Annotated in this window: 15 protein-coding genes; 8 read left to right on the top strand and 7 right to left on the bottom strand. The window is 46.0% G+C overall.

Features of this window, described 5'->3' with window-relative positions:
- The first annotated feature begins 80 nt into the window (after positions 1-80).
- The 3 genes from L0659_RS14725 (at position 81) to L0659_RS14735 (ending at position 5518) form a co-directional block, all read left to right on the top strand.
- The gene (locus tag L0659_RS14725) at positions 81-581 is read left to right on the top strand and encodes an SRPBCC domain-containing protein (protein ID WP_235127014.1); all 501 of its coding nucleotides are present in this window, start codon (positions 81-83) and stop codon (positions 579-581) included.
- A gap of 203 nt (positions 582-784) precedes the next feature.
- Positions 785-2284, top strand: a complete 1500-nt coding sequence (locus L0659_RS14730) for a DNA polymerase Y family protein (RefSeq protein ID WP_235127016.1) — start codon at positions 785-787, stop codon at positions 2282-2284.
- 3 nt (positions 2285-2287) lie between these two features.
- Positions 2288-5518, top strand: a complete 3231-nt coding sequence (locus L0659_RS14735) for an error-prone DNA polymerase (RefSeq protein WP_235127019.1) — start codon at positions 2288-2290, stop codon at positions 5516-5518.
- 15 nt (positions 5519-5533) lie between these two features.
- Here the strand turns inward: L0659_RS14735 and L0659_RS14740 are convergent, their stop codons facing one another.
- The 5 genes from L0659_RS14740 to L0659_RS14760 form a co-directional block, all read right to left on the bottom strand.
- On the bottom strand, positions 5534-6751 hold the full coding sequence (locus L0659_RS14740; protein WP_235127020.1) for a hypothetical protein: 1218 nt from the start codon (positions 6749-6751) through the stop codon (positions 5534-5536).
- Positions 6738-7322 carry an RNA polymerase sigma factor gene (locus tag L0659_RS14745; RefSeq protein ID WP_235127023.1) on the bottom strand — a complete coding sequence of 195 codons (585 nt, stop codon included), beginning with the start codon at positions 7320-7322 and terminating at the stop codon, positions 6738-6740. Before L0659_RS14745 ends, L0659_RS14740 begins: the two co-directional genes overlap by 14 nt.
- A 55-nt stretch (positions 7323-7377) precedes the next feature.
- On the bottom strand, positions 7378-8268 hold the full coding sequence (locus tag L0659_RS14750) for a hypothetical protein (RefSeq protein WP_235127024.1): 891 nt from the start codon (positions 8266-8268) through the stop codon (positions 7378-7380).
- A 129-nt stretch (positions 8269-8397) separates the two neighbouring features.
- Positions 8398-9048 (bottom strand): hypothetical protein, encoded by a 651-nt coding sequence (locus L0659_RS14755; protein ID WP_235127025.1) that lies wholly within the window; start codon positions 9046-9048, stop codon positions 8398-8400.
- Between the two features lie 95 nt (positions 9049-9143).
- Positions 9144-10454 (bottom strand): hypothetical protein, encoded by a 1311-nt coding sequence (locus tag L0659_RS14760; RefSeq protein ID WP_235127027.1) that lies wholly within the window; start codon positions 10452-10454, stop codon positions 9144-9146.
- 233 nt (positions 10455-10687) lie between these two features.
- On the opposite strand from L0659_RS14760, the gene L0659_RS14765 reads away from it, so the two are divergent.
- The 4 genes from L0659_RS14765 to L0659_RS14780 all read left to right on the top strand — a co-directional run bounded on the left by L0659_RS14765 (position 10688) and on the right by L0659_RS14780 (position 18889).
- Positions 10688-11080, top strand: a complete 393-nt coding sequence (locus tag L0659_RS14765; RefSeq protein ID WP_235127029.1) for a response regulator — start codon at positions 10688-10690, stop codon at positions 11078-11080.
- Between the two features lie 103 nt (positions 11081-11183).
- Positions 11184-15398 (top strand): hybrid sensor histidine kinase/response regulator, encoded by a 4215-nt coding sequence (locus L0659_RS14770; RefSeq protein WP_235127031.1) that lies wholly within the window; start codon positions 11184-11186, stop codon positions 15396-15398.
- A gap of 69 nt (positions 15399-15467) precedes the next feature.
- A complete protein-coding gene (locus L0659_RS14775) occupies positions 15468-15860 on the top strand; it encodes a response regulator (RefSeq protein ID WP_235127034.1) in 393 nt (130 codons plus the stop codon).
- Between the two features lie 8 nt (positions 15861-15868).
- On the top strand, positions 15869-18889 hold the full coding sequence (locus L0659_RS14780) for an ATP-binding protein (protein WP_235127037.1): 3021 nt from the start codon (positions 15869-15871) through the stop codon (positions 18887-18889).
- A gap of 78 nt (positions 18890-18967) precedes the next feature.
- Here the strand turns inward: L0659_RS14780 and L0659_RS14785 are convergent, their stop codons facing one another.
- On the bottom strand, positions 18968-19987 hold the full coding sequence (locus L0659_RS14785; RefSeq protein ID WP_235127039.1) for a ScyD/ScyE family protein: 1020 nt from the start codon (positions 19985-19987) through the stop codon (positions 18968-18970).
- Between the two features lie 195 nt (positions 19988-20182).
- Between L0659_RS14785 and L0659_RS14790 the strand changes: the two genes are divergently transcribed.
- Positions 20183-21043: a sugar phosphate isomerase/epimerase gene (locus tag L0659_RS14790; protein WP_235127049.1), complete on the top strand. Its 861-nt coding sequence runs from the start codon at positions 20183-20185 to the stop codon at positions 21041-21043.
- Positions 21044-21091: 48 nt separating this feature from the next.
- On the opposite strand, the gene L0659_RS14795 is transcribed toward L0659_RS14790, so the two are convergent.
- Entirely contained in the window at positions 21092-22087 is a 996-nt protein-coding gene (locus L0659_RS14795; RefSeq protein WP_235127051.1) for an ankyrin repeat domain-containing protein, read from the bottom strand.
- Positions 22088-22093 lie beyond the last annotated feature (6 nt).

A 22093-nucleotide genomic window follows, 5' to 3' on the forward strand; every position in this document is an offset into this window, starting at 1 on the left:
GCAGGTAAGGTAAGAATCATCTGGCAGGGAAATTTATGATCAACTACATCAAGTATCAATTCACTTAAAGCCAAATGATTATGAACACTAACCTTTTGTTGAATTTCACGGTTGACAAAGAAACTAAAAAGATCCGCGTTGAACGGGAATTTGCTGCTTCCGTGGTGAAAGTTTGGGCAGCCTGGACACAAAAAGAGCTCCTGGAACAATGGTGGGCGCCAAAGCCCTGGAAAGCCAGGACCAAAGAAATGGATTTCCGGGAAGGCGGGCATTGGTTATATGCCATGGTCGGTCCGGAAGGCGAGGAACATTGGGCGCGTACTGAATACAAATCGATCACGACGCAAAAATCCTATTCCGCTTTGGATCATTTTTGCGATGAAAACGGAACACCCAGTGATTTTCTCCCAGGCTCGCAATGGCTCTTATCTTTTAATGAAAATAACAGCAACACGATCGTGGATGTTTTAATAACATTCAACGAACTTTCCGATCTGGAAAAACACCTGGAAATGGGTTTCAAAGAAGGTTTCCTGATGGCATTCGAAAACCTCGATGAAGTGCTGGAATCGCAGCAGTAACAAACCTATATCTGTTCAGAAGCTCCTCAATCGGCATATCCGGTTGAGGGGCTTTTTTGTTGATTACTACCAAAAGAAAAAAGAGAAAATCCTTGCGACTGTTCGTTAGATTTGATATCATTGTGACCAAATAATAGATATCTATAATATCATTCATATATTAAATTGTTGAAAAACAAATGATTATGTGATAAACTACAATTATGCATCAGCGCTTTGCAAACATATGGTTCCGACATTTAATCACCGACTGGGTCGTTAGTGAACGTCCTGAACTTGCAGGCGAGCAGTTTGTTTTGGCGGCACCAGAGCGTGGGAGAATGGTGGTTAGAGCAGCAAGCCCGAAAGCTATTGAAAGCGGAATCGTGATGGGAATGGTTGCTGCGGATGCCAGGGCTCTTTTTCCTGCTTTGGAAGTGATTAATGATGATCCCGGGAAGGCAGCCGAGTTGCTGAACGGGCTGGCGGAATGGTGCATACGCTTCACGCCCATTGTCGCGGTTGACCCTCCTGACGGCCTGATCCTGGACATTACAGGCTGTGCGCATCTGTGGGGAGGTGAACGGGCTTATTTAAAGGATATTATTAAAAGGCTTCGGCACAAGGGATATGATGTAAGCGCCGCTATTGCGGATACGATTGGCTCGGCTTGGGCGGTTGCACATTATGGTCAGGATAAGCGCATTGTGCCGCCGCTTTCGCTGTCGGAAGCATTGTTGCCGTTGCCCCCCGCCGCATTGCGGCTCGAAGCGCCGGTTTTGGAACGCATGCATAAACTTGGGTTCTATCAGATCCGTGACTTTATCAAAATGCCGCGTTCGGTTCTGCGCAGGCGCTTTGGGCAAACGCTTCTGGATCGTTTGGATCAGGCTTTTGGACATGCGATAGAGGTTATTCAATCGGTTAAACCAGCGGTTCCATACCAGGAAAGGTTACCTTGTATGGAACCGATTGTAACGGCAATCGGGATTCAGATCGCTTTAAAGCGACTTCTGGAAATCATATGCCGCCGTCTGGTCAAGGAAGGAAAAGGCTTACGGACAGCTGTTTTTACGGGATATCGCGTGGACGGGAAAATAGTGCAGATTGACATTGTAACAAACCGCGGATCATTCCATGTAATGCATCTTTTTAAGCTTTTTGAGCTGAAAATATCCACCATCAGGCCGGGAATGGGTATCGAGTTGTTTGTGTTGGAAGCCCCGGTTACCGAAGATGTTACCGAGGTTCAGGAGAAGCTTTGGAATACAGAGGCGGGTTCGGAAAATGTAAACCTGGTCGAGTTGCTGGACAGGCTTGCAGGCAGGGCAGGGATGGGGACAATCCACCGGTATCTTCCGGATGAACATTACTGGCCGGAAAGATCCGTTAGAATCGCTGCTTCACTGGTGGAAACGCCCCAAACCGCCTGGCGTGTTGACAGGCCGAGGCCGATCACTTTATTGGCCAAACCACAAGTGATCGATGTGGCTGTGCCTGTGCCGGATTATCCGCCTGTCCTGTTCAAGTTTAAAGGAATAGTGCATTACATGAAACGGGCCGACGGCCCGGAGCGCATTGAAAGGGAATGGTGGCTGGAACAAGGCATGCATCGGGATTACTATTGTGTTGAAGATCAGGATGGTGCGCGATTCTGGATTTTCAGGCTCGGGCATTATGATCATGAAGGTTCCCAGTGGTTTATCCATGGTTTTTTTGCTTAAAATATGTGCTACACGGAATTACAGGTAACGACCAATTTCAGCTTCCTGCGTGGTGGATCGCATCCGGAGGAATTGGTGCAGCAGGCATTGACATTTAAGTATAAAAAAATTGCCATAACAGATCGGAACAGCCTGGCTGGAATTGTTCGTGGCCATGCGGCGGCGAAGGGGAAAGACATCCGTATCATTCCAGCTTGTCGCCTGGATTTGCTGGATGGCCCGAGTCTGCTCGCTTACCCGACCACGCAACAAGGTTATTCTCAGCTTTCTTCTTTATTGACGGAAGGTAACCTGAGGGCCGAAAAAGGACAATGTCATTTGTATAAGGCGGATGTTTTTCGCTATGCCGGCGAAATTAAGTTCATAGTGGTTCCGCCCGCCGCTTTGAACAGCCATTTTGATTTTGAACCTGAATTTAAACAAACATTAAAAGAATATAAGAGGGCATTCGGGAAGGACCTTTACATTGCCGCAACCCGTTCCTATCAGGGTGATGACACCAAAAAGCTGCACAGGATTTCACAGCTGGCAAATCAGATGGATGTTCCTATGGTGGCCACGAATGATGTGTATTACCATAATCCGGTCCGGAGGGAATTGCAGGATATCCTTACTTGCATCCGGGAAAAATGCACGATCCACAATGCAGGTTTTAAGCTTTATCAGAATGGTGAAAGGTTTTTGAAGCCCATTGATGAAATGCAACGGCTTTTCAGGCAATATCCGGATGCGATCCGGCGCACCCAGGAGATTGCGGACGCCTGTCAATTTTCACTGAATGAGCTCAAATATGTTTATCCTGAGGAAATTACGAGTTCCGGCAATTCCGTAATGATAGAACTTGAAACGCTTACCTGGATAGGGGCAAGGGAACGTTTCGGAGATTGCATCCCGCAAAAAGTGGAAGATGCGATAACATATGAAATGAAATTCGTGGAGGAAATGGATTATGCGGCCTATTTCCTGACAGTTTATGACATTGTCCGGTTTGCCCGTGAGCAAAAAATACTCTGCCAGGGCAGGGGATCTGCGGCCAACTCCACGATCTGCTATTGCCTCGGCATTACGTCCGTGGACCCTTTGGAAATAGACCTGCTTTTTGAGCGGTTTATCTCTTCCGCGCGCAATGAACCACCCGACATTGATGTGGATTTTGAGCATGAGCGCAGGGAAGAAGTGATCCAATACATTTACAAAAAATATGGCCGTGACAGGGCCGGTATAGTGGCTACGGTTACACAAATGCACCAACGCGGCGCCATACGCGATGTGGCGAAGGCAATGGGCATGTCCCTGGATGCAATCAATCGGCTCGCTAATTCTATCTGGGAATTTACGGATGAATGGTTTGAGGGAAACCGTGTTGCTGAACAGGGATTTAACCCCAACGATCCGCATCTGCTCAAAATCCTGGACCTGACCAGGCAATACGTTGGATTTCCACGACAGCTGGGGCAGCATACCGGAGGTTTTGTCATTACGCAAGGCAAACTTTCCGACCTGTGCCCGATCATGAATGCGCGTATGGTGGACAGGACCTGCATTGAATGGAATAAAGATGACATTGATACGCTCGGTTTTCTGAAAATTGATGTGCTCGCACTGGGAATGCTGACGTGTATCCGAAAGGCTTTTGATCTTGCTAAAAAACATTACGACAAAGACTATACGCTTGCCACCATTCCCGCTGATGACTCGGAAGTGTATGATATGATCTGCAGGGCAGATACGATTGGGGTGTTTCAGATCGAAAGCCGTGCGCAGCAGTCCATGTTGCCCCGGTTGAAACCAAGATGTTTTTATGACCTTGTTATTGAAGTTGCTATTGTGCGTCCTGGGCCTATTCAAGGCGATATGGTGCATCCTTATTTACGCCGCAGAAATGAGGAAGAAAAAGTGACATATCCTTCCAAAGAACTGGAAGCCATTTTAGGCAAAACGCTTGGTGTTCCTTTGTTTCAGGAACAGGCCATGAAAATCGCCATTGTGGCTGCCGGTTTTACACCTGCCGAAGCGGACGAATTACGCCGGAGCATGGCCACTTTCAAAGTAAAAGGAATGGTGACCCGGTTTGAGCAGAAGCTTGTGGCCGGTATGACGGCACGTGGATATACCGAGGAATTTGCTTTACGGGTTTTCAGACAATTGGAGGGATTCGGGAGCTATGGTTTTCCGGAAAGCCATGCCGCGAGTTTTGCATTGCTGGTGTATGTTTCCTGTTATTTGAAATGTTATTATCCCGACGTGTTCGCAACGGCATTATTGAATAGTATGCCCATGGGCTTTTACCAGCCAGCGCAGATTATCATTGATGCCAGGAAGCATGATGTAGAAGTGAGGCCTGTCGATATTAATTATTCCGAATGGGATAATTTGCTGGAAGCCAAAACCGGGAAATATTGCCCGATCCGGCTCGGTTTCAGGCAGATCAAAGGGATGCGGGAGGAAGATATCCAGGCGTTGCTGGCCGCACGGCAAAAGCCATTTATCAATATTCATACTTTACGGGATGCAGGCGTTTCGCAAGCCGCCCTCGAAAAATTAGCCGATGCCGACGCATTCAGGTCCATAGGGCTGGATCGGAGGCAGGCGCTTTGGGAAGTATCCGCAATGAGTGACCGGCCCATAGGGTTATTTGAAGGCCAGCCTTCGGAAAGCACGTCGGAAGCTGCGGTCAATTTGCCTGTTATGAGCGCGTCGGAGCATGTTGTGCAGGATTATGCTTCTACTTCATTGTCGTTAAAAGCGCATCCGGTAAGTTTTGTAAGGGAGAAACTGGATATGCTTAATGTGTACTCCACCAAAAATCTGGATCTCATTGGCAATACGAAAATGGTGAAAGTGGCAGGCTTGGTAATGGTAAGGCAACGGCCCGGAACTGCTGGCGGCGTTTGTTTTATTACCATTGAAGACGAAACTGGCTTTGCAAATCTGGTCGTTTTTAAAGGTCTTTTTGAAAAATACAGAAAAGAGATCCTGTATGCCAGACTGTTAATGGTCGAAGGGAAATTGCAGCGTGAAGGAGATGTGACTCATGTCATTGTTCAAAAATGCTTTGATCTTTCCATTCTATTAAAAAAATTAACCGCTATTGAGGATGAAAAACCAAACATTCTGACCCTTTCCAGAGCAGATGAGAAGGATGAGTATGCGACAAAGGCAGTGAATAGAAGCAGACAAGACCGAAAGGATGTGCAGACGGAGATTTTTCCCAATGGACGAAATTTCAGGTAGCATTAGGAAAACAGCTTATTTGCCAAACCTCAAACCTGCCGAAATACCAACCCGGTAAGGTTGGTAAAAGAATGGATCGCCCGATCCGGTAAATTTTACCGGACTAAATTCCGCATAGGGGCCAATGTGCAGGGACGTGTTCCGGCTGATCGGGAATTGCTTGCCGATGCCAGCATTCACCCAGCCAATGCTTTGCTTCCTGATCATTCCATACGAATATTCCAGACCTGCGGAAGCATAATATTTGCCTACCGAGGCATTTCCCCATTGCACCTGCTTGTTAACGCCTATTCCCAAAAGGCTGAATTGATTATCCTGGCTTACCCGCGTTCCCTGACGGATTACGACAAATTTATCCTGATCCACAGTATGTACAATGTAATCGCTGCCCGCGATCTCATAAGAATAAGATTGCCGAAAACGGCTGTAATGCAGCATAAACTGAAACCCTTTTTTCTCCGCACCCATACTGACCTTGAATCCCAGAGAACGCAACGAAAATGTAGAAGGAAATTCAAAATTCTGAAAACTCTGACCACCCGCGGGCACCGTCAGGATTTGATAGGATTGCAGCACAGCCGCATTGACAAGCCAGTTGAATTGGCCAATTTGCTTTGGTACAACCGGTTTAATGTCAGCCTTTGGAATATCAATTTTAGGTAAACCGGAATGATTAGTTTCGAATTTATATTGTTGATTAGCAAGCGTATGGGCAGCAATGGCCATTGCCTCATCACCGGATTTATCAGCAGCCGGCTGTCCGCTTTCCGATTCTTCAATGTCGGCTGATGTAACGTTCTCCTCTATTGAAGCTGCCAGACTGTTCTGATTAGCATTATGTGGATTTGGTGTAAATGTTGCTTTTGAGACTGGCACTGTTAAGGCTGGCTTTTCTGATACAGGCTCAGCTAACGCTCGTTCCACTACCAACGGCTTATCCATAACCACCACTTCAACAGGCGATTCCGCTACGGTTTTTTTTACGTCAGCTGAATAGACAACTCCTGTCTTTCCAGCTTTGTTGTCCATGAAATGTTGGTCTGTAATGATGCCTGTAATGGCCAAGCCAACGAATAACAGGCTGAAAAACAGATATCTCCACTGCGGCGCGGGTTTGATATTAGCGCGTATTTTCTCAAATGCAGACGGGTCAGGCGCATTTTCAAAGTTATCAAATTTGCGTTTAAGGGCCGACCGCAGTGCCTCATTGAGTTTATTCTCAGAAGTTTTCATGATGCACGATCCCTTTTAGTTCTAATTTTTTTAAAAGCAAATTACGCCCTCTCATAAACTGCGACCGTGAAGTCGCGTCCGGAATGGACAGTAATTCGCCAATTTCAGCATGTGTATAGCCATCGATGAGGTGCAGGTTAATGATCGTCCTGTATTTGTCGGGCAGATCATTGATGATCGCCAGCAAATCTTCCACATTCAATTGGTCGACGATCTTTTCATAATCGTCGGATTCCAGCTGAATATCCATATTGTGTATAGAACCATTCAGGTCCTGTTGCTTTGTGGTGCGATGATAATAGTTAATCGCCGTCCTGACGACCGTTACCTTAACCCAGCTGTCCACTGAATCCGGGTCTTTCAAATCCTGAAGGTTGTTGAAAATCTTGATAAATGCTTCCTGAAAAATATCTTCCGCCTCCATTTTTGTCCTTGCATAACGCTGGCAAACTCCCGTTAACCGCCCTTTGTAACGCTCGTAAAATGCAGTCTGCGCACTTGGATCCTGCTTTTGGCAAGCTTTCACCAAGGATGACAGATTACTGTATTTCTTTGAGAGAAAAAACTTCATAAAGTCCGGGACGTGAACGCGTTATGAGTAAATTTATAACTATATAATGAAAATTTTACTGGAAATAAATAAAGTATGATTTGCCGACCACGTTTCCGTCCTTATCGAACTGTAAATCGCAGAAATCGAATGTGGTATTATTAAGATATCGGATCCAATAGCACTTTTCGCCACGATATTCGGACATCCACTGCATGGCGGCGATCGGCTGGCTGGAAAACCCTGCAAGCTCAGGCGAAGCGTCCAGATATTGTTGCATTGCATCAGGCAACTTATCATAGTTGGGTGGCCCGGTAAGATCCTGCGGTTCATTAAATGCCCTGCTAAACCACTTTAAATCACCACCTTCACTAAAAATAAAATTTGCATAAGTTTTTACCCCCGCCTGATCAAAACTGACCAGTACATTGTAATACTTTTTGAAATCCAACTCTACTTTTAGCTCCAAACTTTCAAATTTCAGCAGCGGATCAGCATGAATGAATGCTTGGGCTTTTTGGGGCAACAGGCCCATGTCAGAATATAAAATCCAGTAAAGCGTCTCCTCAAATGCTGCACCTGCGACCCGGTTGTCTACAAAAACCCAATTAAAAACATAATCTGTGCCGTGCAGGTTATAAATGAGCCTGTTTCTTTCGTCGGGAGCAACAGTGCCAATCATGTCCCGGTTGGCACTAAACGTTCCGCCTTTGAATGCGCTTTTTTCAACCATCGCCAGCATTTTCGGAGGTGCACTTTCCGCACTGAAACGATAAGTTTCCCAGATTTTCGTGCTGTCGGCAAGTGATGAATGTTTGAATGCTCCTTCATCAAATTTCACTTCCCAAACCAGCTTTTCAAGCAGTGGCTTAAACACCAGATTTTCCGCATTCGGATACCATTGTTTTACTTGTGCAATCACTTTCGAAGGCACTGGTTCCGGTTCAAGTGGCTCTAAATGATTCACTTGGTTACAGGAAACAACGGAAAGCAAGCAAATGACGCACCATACAACCACTCTCATACCAACTATAATCTATAATCTAAAATTGACTTCTAAAAGTTACCGATAAATCAGGCAATCGTTATACCGGCATTAGAACATCACAAAATGCTGATATGCTTGGGCAATAGAATCCCTTTCATAAGACCAAAGCGGCCGCATGGTAATGTGGTTCGATACGGCCCCGAGTTTGGAGTCTACGTCGTCATATATAAATCTGATTTGGCCAGTTCTGTTTGAGGCCTGCGCTTCCTGTATGCTCTTGTGTAAATACACACCTGTTGTGTCTATATATGCTTCTTTTCCGTCTGGAATGATCGGGAAATAGCTGGAAGAACCGGACGACCGGATAATCATGGTTTGTTTCTCCGTGTCCCAACGATAGCTCATGTTGGTAGGGAGCATTATTTTAGTATTTAACGAGAATGTTTGGGCGGGCGCCGGAAATTTGGTGCTCGGATAATTGCTGCTGCTGTAGAAATAGACACGCCCTTCCACAAAAGTCAAGCACACGGCGTTTCTATAAATTCGAATGATTGAGTCGGCTAGCAGATTCACAGAATCTCCGCCAACGATCCGGTAGGCATCTGTTACCCGCATCGGGTAATTTTCAAACTGGGATTGCTGAAAAGGGCCCTTGGCATTTAAAACTATGGGCTCGACCGTTTCAGTATTCACATTGGTACACGAAAAATGCAGGAGCGCAACGGTAAAAAGCGTCAGGAATGTAAATGTTCTCTTCATGGAAATGTAATTTTTTTCGTTTTAGGAATCGTTGGTTTATGTCTTCAAAACCAGAGACACAGGATGAAAGCCAAAGCGTTGCACTGGTGAGCACATTAGCGGATGCTGTTATGAACCCAGTGCATGGGTTCGTTCAACCGGAATGGTTGGGTTTTCCTGCGTAACAGAATGCGCAGCGAGTCGTTACCGCTTTTCCCGGAAAGCAGCATTCGCGTGCTGTCAGGATTCGTGTAATGCAGTATAAAGTTGCGGGTTGAATCCTTGTATTGCATTTCGAATGTCTTTTTGGCCGTATCCGCCTTATATGAGAAATATTCGCGTCCGTATCGCATCAACGGGCTGTCGGCGGGTTCCCGCTTGATGCTGCCGTTATTCCATTTTTCAAAAATAATGTTGTCCCAACGGGTTGTATCTCCATACAGCGTGAGCGGTTTTTGGTTTACTTCAAATGACTCGACATTGAAAAATCCCTCAGCAACAGTCGGTTTGTTTACCGCCATATAGCCACCCGCTAAGTATGCCGACATATTTTCGTAAAAAGAAACCAGGCAGAAAACAATGATGAACAACATTTTCAGGGCGATCCGGGTGATGCGCTGCCAGTTTTTGGTAAGGTTTATAACCGGAATGTTGAGTTTAACATATTGATTTTGAATAAAGAGCGCCCAGAGTTTCTGTATATGCGGCACTAAAAGAAAGATCGCCATGAGCAGCAACGCGGTGCTGTAAAGTTTTACCTGAATATCAAAAAAGAAATTAAGCGCGACTACATGCCCGATCACACCCACCAGGATTATGGCGCCCAAAGCCGTGGTGCGCCGCGAGAGCATCAGCAAGCCTCCAAGCGCTTCACAAATGCCGGAAAATACTTCGTAGGAAGGAGAGGAGCCTATAAAAAGCCAGGCAAAACGCATGGCCGTAAACTCGCCCAGCGGCGTCGCGAGCTGACTGATGCTTGGCTCAGGCATTTGCATCGGGAAAATTTTGATAAATCCATAAGTGAACATGCTCATCGCCAGCTGGTAACGCACAATCACTTGCAGCCACGTGAAAAGTGCATTATACTCGCGTCTTCGCGCATCCGCCACTGACCAGATCAGCGTTCCCAAAACTGCAAACGAAAGCATGATCCCATTCCAGGTCCAGTCGTCAATGGTATCGCCGCTGCCATTGGGTGCGATCTTGATGTCTGTGTGCAGGATATGTTTTTTGGCCAGCTGGATGAGCCATTCGGCCGCACCCCAGTGCAGGTCGTTGAAAAAACTAAGCAAGTCGCCGGTGAAAGGAATGCTGGAAGGCCACGTCCAGGGGGCAATGTAGAGAAGAAAAAAAATGAAGAAAAAACGGAATGCGACTTTTTCTTCCCATTTCCAGGAACGTTGAGTGAGCGTAGCAGAGGCGTCCATAATGAGCTGTTAATATGTGCCGCAAAGTATGCTACCGGGTGGTATTACAACAAATGTTTATGGATATTTTTTAGAAAAAATTTACTACGATAATTCACTGCGAAAAGTTACCAAGTAACTGAGCGGGTACTATAATGTAACTACGTGTAGATATTTTTAGAAAATGGAATTCCTGGGAACAATTATTTTACAGGACAGCATTGAAACTGTGTGTGGAACGGATTACACTAAAAATGAATAACAGTATATTGCTTATCGACGATGATCCGGATGATCATGAGATATTTGAATTTGCACTCGGAATGGTTTTTCCGAAAGCAACTTGCGAGCATTCTTTTAACTGCCAGGACGCAGTTGAGAAAATAAAGGAAAGGCTTTCTCCGTTGCCGGATAACATCTTTCTAGACTTTAATATGCCGAAAATGGAGCTCCCCAAATGCTTATTTGCAATTAATGAGGCATTAGGCGTGAATCACGTGGACATTGTTATTCTAACCGGCCTGAAAGCTGCCGACCTTCCTAATTTCAAGTCTTTTGGCGTAATGAAGGTAATTTCAAAGCCGAGCACCATCGAATTGCTGGCAGAAGAAATCCAGGATGTGATGGGCTATAAAGCCAGCGCCTGAGGTTACCTCAACATCTTTGCCGTTTATTTACAGAATATCTTTGCAGAGTTATAAATTACATTTAATTTACGTAGAAATAGTTGTAAATTGAATGTTACCCTGCATGCGTAGAAATTTTATCTTCCTTTTTGCCCTTCTTTATTTAATTACCCCATTAATTGCCCAAGAAAAAAAAGCGATCTTCCGACATTTAACCACAGGGAATGGCTTATCACAAAACAATGTTACCTGCATTGTAAAAGACCGCCGCGGTTTTATGTGGTTCGGGACGCAGGACGGGCTAAATAAATTTGATGGGTATAAATTCACAGTTTACAGAAACGACCCTCGTAACCCGCAGACACTCAGCCATAATTATATTCATGCCATTTTTGAAGACAAACAAGGCAGGCTCTGGGTTGGCACCGATGATGGCGGATTGAGCCGGTTTGATAGTGAGCAGGAAACCTTCACGAATTACCTGCATAAAGCAGGAGACAACAACAGCATCAGCCATAACAAAGTGCACGCTATTGACCAAGATAGGGATGGCAATCTGTGGCTGGGCACCATTGGCGGCGGCATCAGCGTCTTCAATCCTGAAAAAAATACTTTACAAAACTATTCGAGCAATACCGGCATTGCCGGAAGCCTGAGCCATAACGTGGTGAGCGACATTACAGTGGACCGGAAGGGGAATGTGTGGGTAGCCACCAGCGGCGGCGGGCTTAACCGCTATAATGAGGCAACTAAAAAATTTATCAACTACAAAAACAATCCGCAAGATCCAACCTCGCTGAGCAACAACGATTTAAATGAGATTCTGGAAGATTCCCACGGCAGACTTTGGATTGCTACGGAGGGCGGGGGGCTTAACCGTTTAAATGCAGACGGGAAAACATTCACAGTATTCAAACATAACGATCAGCAACCGGCCGGCCTTTCTCATAATGATGTGATCTCACTGGAAGAAGATAAAACTGGGAAAGTATGGGTAGGAACCAGGAATGGCGGCATCAATGTGTTGCAGGCCAACGACCGGTTTGTTCATTTCAATTACGACAAAAATGATGCTGGCGGCTTGAACAACGGCTCTATTTATGCCATGTTTTGTGATCCGCAAGGCAGCATGTGGATAGGAACGTACAGCGGAGGCATTAATGTAATGGATTCTGAGCCCCTGAAATTCGGCTTGGTTAAAACCAACATTAATGATCCGAAAAGTCTAAATAACGACAATGTACTTACTGTTATAGAGGACTTTGACGGAAAAATATGGGCCGGTACAGATGGGGGCGGTGTGAATGTGATCGATCCTAAAACCAATCAGACGATTTATTTTACACACAATCCCAAAAACGAAAACAGCATTGCCAGCAACTATGTTATCTCAATTTGTGAAGACGAGGCACGGAATATTTGGATAGGAAATTATAAGGGTGGTTTGAGCTTGTATGACAAAAAAATAAACGCATTCAGGAATTTGAATCAAAGCGAAAACCCTGCATCCTCTATTTATGCCAACATTCACGTCATGATCAATGATGAAAGCAGGCGCTGCCTGTGGATCGGGACTTCGAGAGGGTTGATGAAATATGATAAGGCTTCGGGTAATATAGTTGAATTCAGGGCCAATGCGAATGTCAGTGGCTCCATCAGCAGCGACATGATTCTTTCGCTGCTGGTGGATTCACATAAAAATCTCTGGGTAGGAACCGAGGGAAGCGGAGTGAACCTTTATGACGAGAAAACGAACCGGTTTACAGCATTCCATTCGGATCCGACAAAGGCTAAGAGCTTGTCTAATAACCATGTCAATGCGATCTATGAAGATAAAAACGGGCGTATCTGGCTCGCCACGAGTAGCGGACTAAATTTGTTTGATAAAAAGGCTAATACTTTCAAGCATTACCAGCAATCGGACGGGCTGCCGAATAATGTGGTTCAAGGAATTACAGAGGACGGCCGGGGATTACTTTGGGTAAGTTCTAATAAAGGCCTTTCGAGGTTTAATCCAAAAACCGAGGAGTTTCGCAACTTCGATTTCAGCGACGGCTTACAGCAGGGTTCTTTCAACCGTCTCTCGGTTTTTAAAAACAAGGCAGGACTAATATACATCGGAGGGCAGTATGGACTTAATTTTTTTCACCCGGACAGTATTAAGTACAATGCATTTATCCCACCCGTTTTTATAACCGATTTTCAGATTTTCAATCAACCGGTTAAAAATCAGGAAGAAGGATCACCTATAAAAAGTCACATTAGTGCAGCCAGGGAAATCGTTGTTTCCTATGCCCAGTCAATGCTCTCCTTTGAGTTCACTGCGCTGAATTATACGCTGGCTGAAAAGAACCAGTATGCGTACCAACTCGTAGGATTTGATAAAGACTGGATTTACAGCGGGACCAACAGAAAGGCAACTTACACCAACCTTGATCCGGGAAAATATGTCTTCAAAGTAAAGGCCTCCAACAATGATGGCGTCTGGAATGAGCAGGGGACGAGCATTGTCCTGCGCGTGACACCGCCGTTCTGGAAGACGCTTTGGTTCAGGACACTAGCGGTTTTGTTGATAGGAGGGCTCATATACTGGATCTACCGCTGGCGCATCGGAAGGATCAAAGAGCAAAAAGATCTGCTACAAAAACAGGTTGAAGAACGGACCGTTGAGGTGATACGCCAGAAACACGAACTTGAACTGCAATCCGCTGATTTACAAACCATGAATTCCCGTTTGCAAAACCAGCACGAGAGGGAACTGGTAGCGAGGCAGGAAGCGGAGAAGGCCAATATGGCAAAAAGCGTTTTCCTGGCCATAATGAGCCATGAGATCCGTACGCCGATGAATGGGGTGATCGGAATGGCGCTGCTCCTCGCGCAAACGCCTATGAATGAGGAACAAACGGAATATACAGACACCATAATCAAATGTGGCGACAGTTTGCTTACCGTAATTAATGATATTCTGGACTTCTCGAAGATCGAGTCGGGCAATATGGAGCTGGAAAACATCAGTTTCAATCTTCGCGACTGCATTGAGGCGGTTTTGGATATATTTTCTTCCAAAGCTGCCGTCATAGGCCTGGATTTGGTTTACCAGATCGGTCCGCAAGTCCCTAACCAGATTATTGGCGACAGCCAGCGGTTGCGCCAGATCCTGATCAATCTCGTCGGGAATGCCATTAAGTTTACGCATCAGGGTGAAATTCTGGTGATTGTAAAACTGGTCAAATACATGAGTGAAGACGAACTGGAAATCAGCTTTCAGATCAAAGACACGGGCATCGGCATTCCTGCGGATAAGCTCGACCGCCTGTTTGTAGCGTTTTCGCAAGTTGATTCTTCTCATACGCGCAAATATGGAGGCACGGGACTCGGGCTGGTAATCAGCCAGCGACTTGTAGAGCTGATGGGCGGGACAATCGGTGTCGATAGCGAACCGGATAAGGGCACGAGCTTTCATTTTTCTATCCAGGCAAAGGTCAGCCATGAATCGCAGAGGCAATATGTGCATTTCAACACTTCCGAAAATGATGGAAAGGCAGTTTTGGTCGTGGATGATAATGAAACGAATCTGCGGATTTTTCATGCGCAGATGGAACAATGGAAGCTGGTGCCTACGCTTGCATCATCTGGAAAGCACGCCCTCGAAATCCTGGACAGCGGTATGAAGTTCGACCTCATCATTACAGACCAGCAAATGCCGGAAATGGATGGCGTGACACTGGCTGGGATCATCAAAAAGCGGTTTCCAACATTGCCGATCTTCCTGTTGAGCTCGGTAGGCGACGACAAGCGGCATACATTCAAAGACCTATTCGCTGCTATTCTGACCAAGCCAGTCAAGCATCAGCAACTTGGACAGCTGATCCAGATGGAACTCAAAAATCAGGGTGATTCGGGCAAGCAAGTCCTGCCAGCGGTGCAATCTCCGCTTTCTGAGGAATTTGCCATCCAATATCCCTTGCAGATCCTGATTGCGGAGGATAATCAGATCAATGAAAAGCTTTTTGTCAAAATCCTCAGTAAACTGGGTTACAGCCCGATCGTTACCCGCGATGGGGTGGAGGTCGTTGCCAGAACATTTTCGGAAAGGTTCGATGTCGTTTTCATGGACGTCCAAATGCCCGAAATTGACGGCCTGGAAGCCACACGCCTCATCCGCAAACAGCAGATCGACCAACCCTACATCATCGCCATGACCGCCAATGCCATGAAAGAAGACCGGGAAGAATGCCTCGCCGCCGGCATGGACGACTACATTTCCAAACCCCTCCGCTACGACGACATTACCTCATCCTTGAAAAGGGCCTACCTGGCCTGCATTTCGGCTGAGTAGGGCGGAGGAGCTTACAGGAATTTTATTATCTTGCGTCGCGCGATTTGCGCTCTCCTGAAACTTTCGAAAATGTCTGAAAACGTGACCGTGTTTCTGATTGACGATGATATCGACGATCAGGAAATTTTTTCCATCATGCTGGAAGATGCTCTTCCCGATGCAAAATGTGTTTTTGCCAAAGATGGTATTCAGGCGCTCGAAAAACTGGAACAACCCGCATTCTCCCCCGATGTCATCTTCATAGACATCAATATGCCCAAAATGAATGGTATGGAATTTTTAGCAGAGATGAAAAAAAGGCCGTCGCTCATTCATATCCCTGCTTTTATGTATTCGACCTCCGATGAAAAGGCTATTGTGCAGCAATGCAAGGCGCTCGGAGCATCAGGGCTTATAAAGAAACACGCCAACACGGATGAGGTAAAGGAAGAAATTAAAAGAATTGTAACGACCCTTATCTAGTCATTTTCATGGTAGACAATGAGTTAAAAAAGCTGGAATTCCTCGCAGGAGGAGGCGAAATGGGCGAACGCATCCGGCAATTTGAATGGGAAAAAACAAATCTTGGTAACCCCGAACAGTGGCCGCAAAGCCTTAAAACGTGCGTAAGGATCATGCTCAGTTCCAAACAACCGATTTGGATCGGCTGGGGCGATGATCTGGTCAAATTCTACAATGATGCATATATCGATATCGTTCGCGGAAAACATCCGGTTGCATTAGGGCAGCCGGCGTCGGTAGTTTGGAAGGATATCTGGAAGGATATTGAACCGTTGCTTTCCCGGGCAATGAAAAAAGACGAGGGCACATATGTGGAGTCGCAGCTGCTGATCATGGAGCGCAGCGGCTTTCCCGAAGAAACTTATTACACTTTTTCCTACACGCCTGTCTTGGGCGCGGACGGGCTTCCTTCCGGCATAATTTGCTATAACACAGCGGATACAGACCGGATCATTAATGAAAGGGCACTGAAAACAATGCAGCTGCTCGATACGGTTGCTCAGAAGAAAAACGAGCAGGAAGTGTATGCTCAGGCAACAAAAGCACTGGCCGGCAACCCGCAGGATTTTCCGTTTTCAATGGTTTATAAAGTGAAAATGGATGGCAACAGTGCCGAAATCGTTGCTTACTCCGGCTTTGCGGAAAAACCGGAGCATGGTATCATCGACTTAACCAATCCTGAAATCACCACTCCCGGCATCTTGAAGGCCATTCACGAAAACTATATTGTGGAGTCGGACGTGGACGGGCAATTTAACGAGGTTCCAAAAGGGGCATGGGATATCTCCCCACGCGTTTTTGTGGATATTCCGATCAGGTCTGCCAACCGACAGTTTCCCCTGGCAGTGCTTACAGTAGGACTGAATCCATACCGTAAATTCGATGATGCTTATCGGAATTTTATCCAATTGATTGCAGATCAGATCTCGCTGGGCGTGAACAATACGCTCGCATACGAGGAAGAGCGGAAGCGCGCTGAGGCGCTCGAAGCACTGGATAAGGCGAAAACGCTTTTTTTTACCAATATAAGCCACGAGTTCCGAACGCCATTGATGTTGATCCTAGGGCCGTTGGAAGAACTTTTGAATAAACCAGTTAGTAATCTGACAAATGCTGAGAGGCAGAGTGTTGAAGTGACGCACCGGAATGCGTTGCGGCTATTGAAGCTGGTCAACGCATTGCTGGATTTCAGTCGCATTGAAAGTGGCCGCCATCAGGCGCGTTTCGTATCGACAGATTTAGCGACTTATACCCGAAACCTCTCGGCGAATTTCCGGTCTGTGATTGAAAGTGCTGGTCTTCAATTGAATGTCATTACGGATGATCATATGCCACCCGTTTATCTGGACCGCCAGATGTGGGAAAAAATCGTCTTCAATTTGTTATCGAATGCATTCAAATTTACACTGGAAGGCGCCATTACTGTCAAGCTTTTCGCTGATGGTGAAAATGCCGTGCTGACAGTAACCGACACCGGGGTTGGTATTCCCGAGCCTGAATTGCCGCATATGTTTGAGCGTTTTCACAGGGTCCAAAATGCGGCAGGACGAACGTATGAAGGAACAGGCATCGGGCTTTCCTTGATCAAAGAACTGATTTTGTTGCATAACGGAAGTGTTAGTGTCGAAAGTGTTGAGGGTCAGGGAAGTTGCTTTACTGTTTCTATTCCATTCAGCACAGCGCATTTATCCCAAACACACATTTTGGAAGACAGTGATAGCCTGGAAATAACGAACTCAAATGCCTATTTGCATGAAGCGGCGGCACTTGTGGAAAAGCAGGAAGTGTTGGCAGCTGTTAACAGTGATGATATTGAGTCAGAATCCGGAGAAGCCAGTGAGCTCGTCCTGATCGTCGATGACAATCCGGATATGCGTCAGCACATCGAATCCCTCGTTTCGACAAAGTACGATACGATCACGGCAACAAATGGTCAGGATGCGCTTGATAAAATCAAAAAATATAAGCCTACATTGATTTTAAGCGACATTATGATGCCGGAAATCGATGGTATTGAATTGCTCAGGCGGGTGAAAGCCAATCCGGAAACTAGTCAGCTGCCGGTAATCCTGATCACGGCACGGGCTGGCGAAGAATCAAAAATCGAAGGTTATGAGATCGGCGCGGATGATTATTTGGTTAAACCATTTTCTTCCAATGAAATGCTGGCCAGGATCAAGTCGCAGATCAAGATGCACAGGGCTAGGAAGCGGATCGAGGAAAGCCAGAAGTTGTTTACGGAGGAGTTGGAGCAGCAGGTGCAGCAACGCACGAAGGATCTTTTGCTGGCCAATAAGGAGCTCGAATCATTTAACTACATCGCGAGCCACGATTTGCAGGAACCGTTGCGTAAAATCCAGACATTCATTCATTTAATTCAGAAAAATAAGGCGGATACCGATGCCGTAGATGTGTATTACCAAAAGATCTCATCGTCGGCCCAGCGCATGAGCGAACTGATACAGTCTGTGCTGACATACAGCCGCCTGGCCAAGACGGGCGATGACTATTCGGCTGTGGACCTTAACAAAATCGTCCAGAACATTGAGGTAGATTTCGAATTACTGATCGCGGAAAAACATGCCGTTATATATTATGAAGACCTTCTGGTCATCAGGGCAAATGGTTTTCAGATTAACCAATTGTTCTCAAACCTGATCAGCAACTCAATCAAATTTTCAACCGAGAATCCGGTCATAACGATTACAGCCGAAATTGTTGACGGAGCCAATGTTGCTGCTCCTGCCGGTGTTCATTTGGATCAGCAGTATCATCACATTACATTCTCGGATAACGGCATTGGGTTTGAGCAGGAGTTTAGCGAGAAGATTTTCAGTCTGTTCCAAAGGCTTCATGGCAAGCACGAATATTCCGGAACCGGGATAGGGCTTACCATTGTGAAAAAAATCGTGGAGCAGCATAGCGGCTACATTGCCGCGGAATCGAGCCCGGGAAATGGAGCGGTGTTCAACATATGGCTTCCAGTGTAGCATTTATTTTATTTGAGTAAAACAAAAAAATCGCCTCCCCATTTAGGAAGGCGATTTTTTATGATCTGTCAATTCTGATTAGTATGTAAGCTTATAGACTTTACTGTTTCCAAGCGAAACAACATAGTAAGTATTGGTATAAACCTTTACAATGTCCGTAGGCATATTTATTCCGCCTAAAACAACGGTGCCGTCCTCACTGCTAATCTTTCCTTTATTAGGCTCAAACATGAAAGATGAGGAAAAAGGGGCGAAATGTACAGCCAATGGCTTATTGCTGTCCGTAAGCTCAACATCCACCAATGTAGTAAATCCCTTCTTATGTTCGGAGACATTTCCCATATGATCAACTATCTTAATTTCAGCCAGCCCCTCATTGAAAGGAAAGCCAGTTAAAGACGTTACATAGAACTTGCTGCCGTCCCATGCAATTCCGGTAGGAACGAAATCAACCGTCATGCCACCCATAGGCTTTTTAGGATTGTCAAAATCTTCAAAAGTGGTAAATAAGCTTTTGGAACCGTCGCTTTTTCTGCGAATGATCAAATTTGTCGCAGCATCTGTAATAAACAGGTCACCCTCAGGTCCCCAAGCTAAATTATACAAGTTAGAATGCGCATCCGTCGTGTCTTTGAGCTGTGCTATTGAAAAGCTGCCAAGCTCTTCAAAGGCAAGGTCAGTTGCTTTTAGAGGAGTGTCGCCAGGGTTCCAGGATGAAACATTGGCTTTGTAAAGTCTGCCTTCAACACCGTGAAGAATGTAAAGCATACCATCTTTATATAAGAGGTGCGTGAGGCCACTGGGCATTTTTTCTTCGCTGCTTGTTGACAAAAAACCGGTAATAGCGGGGTAAACCGTACCATCAGGTCCTATCAGGGATACCTGGCCGTCGTATGTGTCATTGTTTTCGGTTGCACTGCCTTGTTCGGTCACCCAAAGCCTGTTATTGTCGCCTTTAGTAATGGCAATTGGGGCTCGCAGAGCACCTTTTGAAAACTCAACGGAACTGAATTCAGTAGGATCCGGCGCGTGGTCAGTGCAACTGAGTGCGGAAGCAAAAAGGAAAAAGCTGAGGCCAAGTAAACGAACGGTCTTCATAAGAAAATGTTTATAGAATTGTGAGTAAAATTAGAAGCTGCAATATTACTAAAACGGGCTGCATACGGACTATTCCCACATTGACTACTTATTGAATGGTATTTCCGCCATCATGTTCAGCCGGATAACTTGCCTGTTTGCAGGGTATGAACAGCGATGATTCGTCTTCAGTATTGAAACTTCTTATCCGAAAAAATGAAAATCAAAAGAATCCTGGTCGCGACCTTTGCCCTGGCGTTGGGTGTTAATACGCTGTTTGCCCAAAAAACAAAACCGCTCTTTCCGGACATGCCCGGGATGGTTTCTTACACCTTCCGCAAGAGTCTGGCCAAAGATCCGGCGGCTACCCTTGACACCTTGCAGAAGCTGGGGATCAAGGACATGGAATTTTCGAGCTTATTTGGTAAAACGGCCGCCGAGCTGCGCAAGTTGCTGGATGAGCGCGGGATAAAATGCTCGTCGTTTGGCGTGCAATATCCAGATGCACTCAATAAGACAAAAGAGGTGGGAGAGAATGCTAAGGCGTTGGGGGCCAAGTTTGTCCGCGTTGCCTGGATTCCGCATAAAGGACCTTTTACATTGGAAATGGCCCAGCAGACGGTTGCCGACTTTAACAAGATCGGAAAGCAACTGAAAGAGGAGTTTGGCCTCACATTCTGCTACCACAACCACGGTTATGAGTTTGAAAAACATGAAGACGGCACGCTGATGGATTACCTGATCCAGAAAACAGACCCAAAATACGTCAGCTTCGAAATTGATTTACTATGGACCTTTTTCCCAGGCGCAGATCCGGCTGCATTGATTGCGAAATATCCTAAACGCTTCAAATTGATGCACATGAAAGATTTGAAAAAAGGCGTCGCCGGCAATATGTCCGGCGGAACGCCAGTGGAGAATGATGTGGCATTAGGAACCGGTCAACTCGACATTCCGGGCATTTTGAAATCCGCAAAAAAATCGTCCATTGAGCATTACTACATTGAAGATGAAAGTCCCAGCTACGCAACCCAGGTGCCGCAAACCATTGCTTACCTGAAAAGTCTTACTTACTAGGACAAAACGAAACCGGGCCGCTTGCGGCCCGGTTTCGTTTTGTAATGCTTATGGTAATGAGCTCAGCCTTTCTTTAAGCAATGTGAATTCCGATGGCGGCACTTTCCCCCAGCTATTGAACTGCTTGTCCTGATAGGCCACTGCCTTGCGAATGTCCCAGCCGCCATTGGTCTGGTAAGTTGGTTTCGCGCCGTGGTTGAGCAATGCATTGCAAATTTCCCAAAGTTCCGAACCAGCCGCCGCGCACAGGACGGATGAAGCGATCACATTCTCATCATATTTGGGCGAAAAAGCATTCGGATTGGCGCCGTGTTCCAGCAGTAAGCGCACTTTTTTCACCTTGAACGGATCTTTAACATCCAGATATATCGCCGTGAAAAGAATCGGATATTGGCGTTCTGTTTCAATTGCATTGGGATCGGCTCCGTTTTCTAAGAAAAATTCCAGAAATGCCGGATCATCTTCGAGAACCAAAAAATGCGTTGGTGAGCGCATGGAGTCCGAAGTTTGAATAGCGGCCCCGTGATCCAATAATAGTTTCAGCGATTCGAGCACCTTCTCCTTCGGATTTTTCTTGGCCTGCATAGCGGCAAAATCGAGCAGTGTTACATGTTCTTCTCCGCTGGCATTCATGTTCGGGATCGGCTGCCTGAGTGCGGCTTTCAGTTGTTCAATGTCCGCATCTGCAAGCGCTTCGGCCAGATTGCGCCTGACCGGATCCGGGAAATAGTATGTGCCGTTCGCTTTTTCGCTTAATTCAAGATCATAGCTTTTGGATTGATAATGTGTGATCACCTGGCTCAGGCCCAGATAAAAAAATCCCATAACCAACGGATAAATATTGATCACCAGGGCAATGATTTTGGTCGTTTTGTAAGGCAGGTAATTCAGCAGTGCAAGAATGGCAAGCGGTATGTAGATCATCATCAGCATGCCTCTCGCCATCATCTGGTCCGTTTGCGTTTTTACAACGAGCAGCGTCCATAAGATCCCAAGCGCATACACACCCACAGCCACCCAGTTGAATAGTGTTATTGTTTTCATGCGGGC

This window comes from Dyadobacter sp. CY347 (assembly GCF_021502655.1).
In the GTDB taxonomy this organism is placed as follows: Bacteria; Bacteroidota; Bacteroidia; order Cytophagales; family Spirosomataceae; genus Dyadobacter.

What these genes read in the sequence shown, in the direction of transcription:
- L0659_RS14770 (WP_235127031.1), top strand. Translation starts at nt 11,184, where the DNA reads ATGCGTAGAAATTTTATCTTCCTTTTTGCCCTTCTTTATTTAATTACC.
- L0659_RS14765 (WP_235127029.1), top strand. Translation starts at nt 10,688, where the DNA reads ATGAATAACAGTATATTGCTTATCGACGATGATCCGGATGATCATGAG.
- L0659_RS14755 (WP_235127025.1), bottom strand. Translation starts at nt 9,048, where the DNA reads ATGAAGAGAACATTTACATTCCTGACGCTTTTTACCGTTGCGCTCCTG.
- L0659_RS14725 (WP_235127014.1), top strand. Translation starts at nt 81, where the DNA reads ATGAACACTAACCTTTTGTTGAATTTCACGGTTGACAAAGAAACTAAA.
- L0659_RS14795 (WP_235127051.1), bottom strand. Translation starts at nt 22,087, where the DNA reads ATGAAAACAATAACACTATTCAACTGGGTGGCTGTGGGTGTGTATGCG.
- L0659_RS14790 (WP_235127049.1), top strand. Translation starts at nt 20,183, where the DNA reads ATGAAAATCAAAAGAATCCTGGTCGCGACCTTTGCCCTGGCGTTGGGT.
- L0659_RS14745 (WP_235127023.1), bottom strand. Translation starts at nt 7,322, where the DNA reads ATGAAGTTTTTTCTCTCAAAGAAATACAGTAATCTGTCATCCTTGGTG.
- L0659_RS14735 (WP_235127019.1), top strand. Translation starts at nt 2,288, where the DNA reads ATGTGCTACACGGAATTACAGGTAACGACCAATTTCAGCTTCCTGCGT.
- L0659_RS14740 (WP_235127020.1), bottom strand. Translation starts at nt 6,751, where the DNA reads ATGAAAACTTCTGAGAATAAACTCAATGAGGCACTGCGGTCGGCCCTT.
- L0659_RS14760 (WP_235127027.1), bottom strand. Translation starts at nt 10,454, where the DNA reads ATGGACGCCTCTGCTACGCTCACTCAACGTTCCTGGAAATGGGAAGAA.
- L0659_RS14785 (WP_235127039.1), bottom strand. Translation starts at nt 19,987, where the DNA reads ATGAAGACCGTTCGTTTACTTGGCCTCAGCTTTTTCCTTTTTGCTTCC.
- L0659_RS14780 (WP_235127037.1), top strand. Translation starts at nt 15,869, where the DNA reads ATGGTAGACAATGAGTTAAAAAAGCTGGAATTCCTCGCAGGAGGAGGC.
- L0659_RS14775 (WP_235127034.1), top strand. Translation starts at nt 15,468, where the DNA reads ATGTCTGAAAACGTGACCGTGTTTCTGATTGACGATGATATCGACGAT.
- L0659_RS14730 (WP_235127016.1), top strand. Translation starts at nt 785, where the DNA reads ATGCATCAGCGCTTTGCAAACATATGGTTCCGACATTTAATCACCGAC.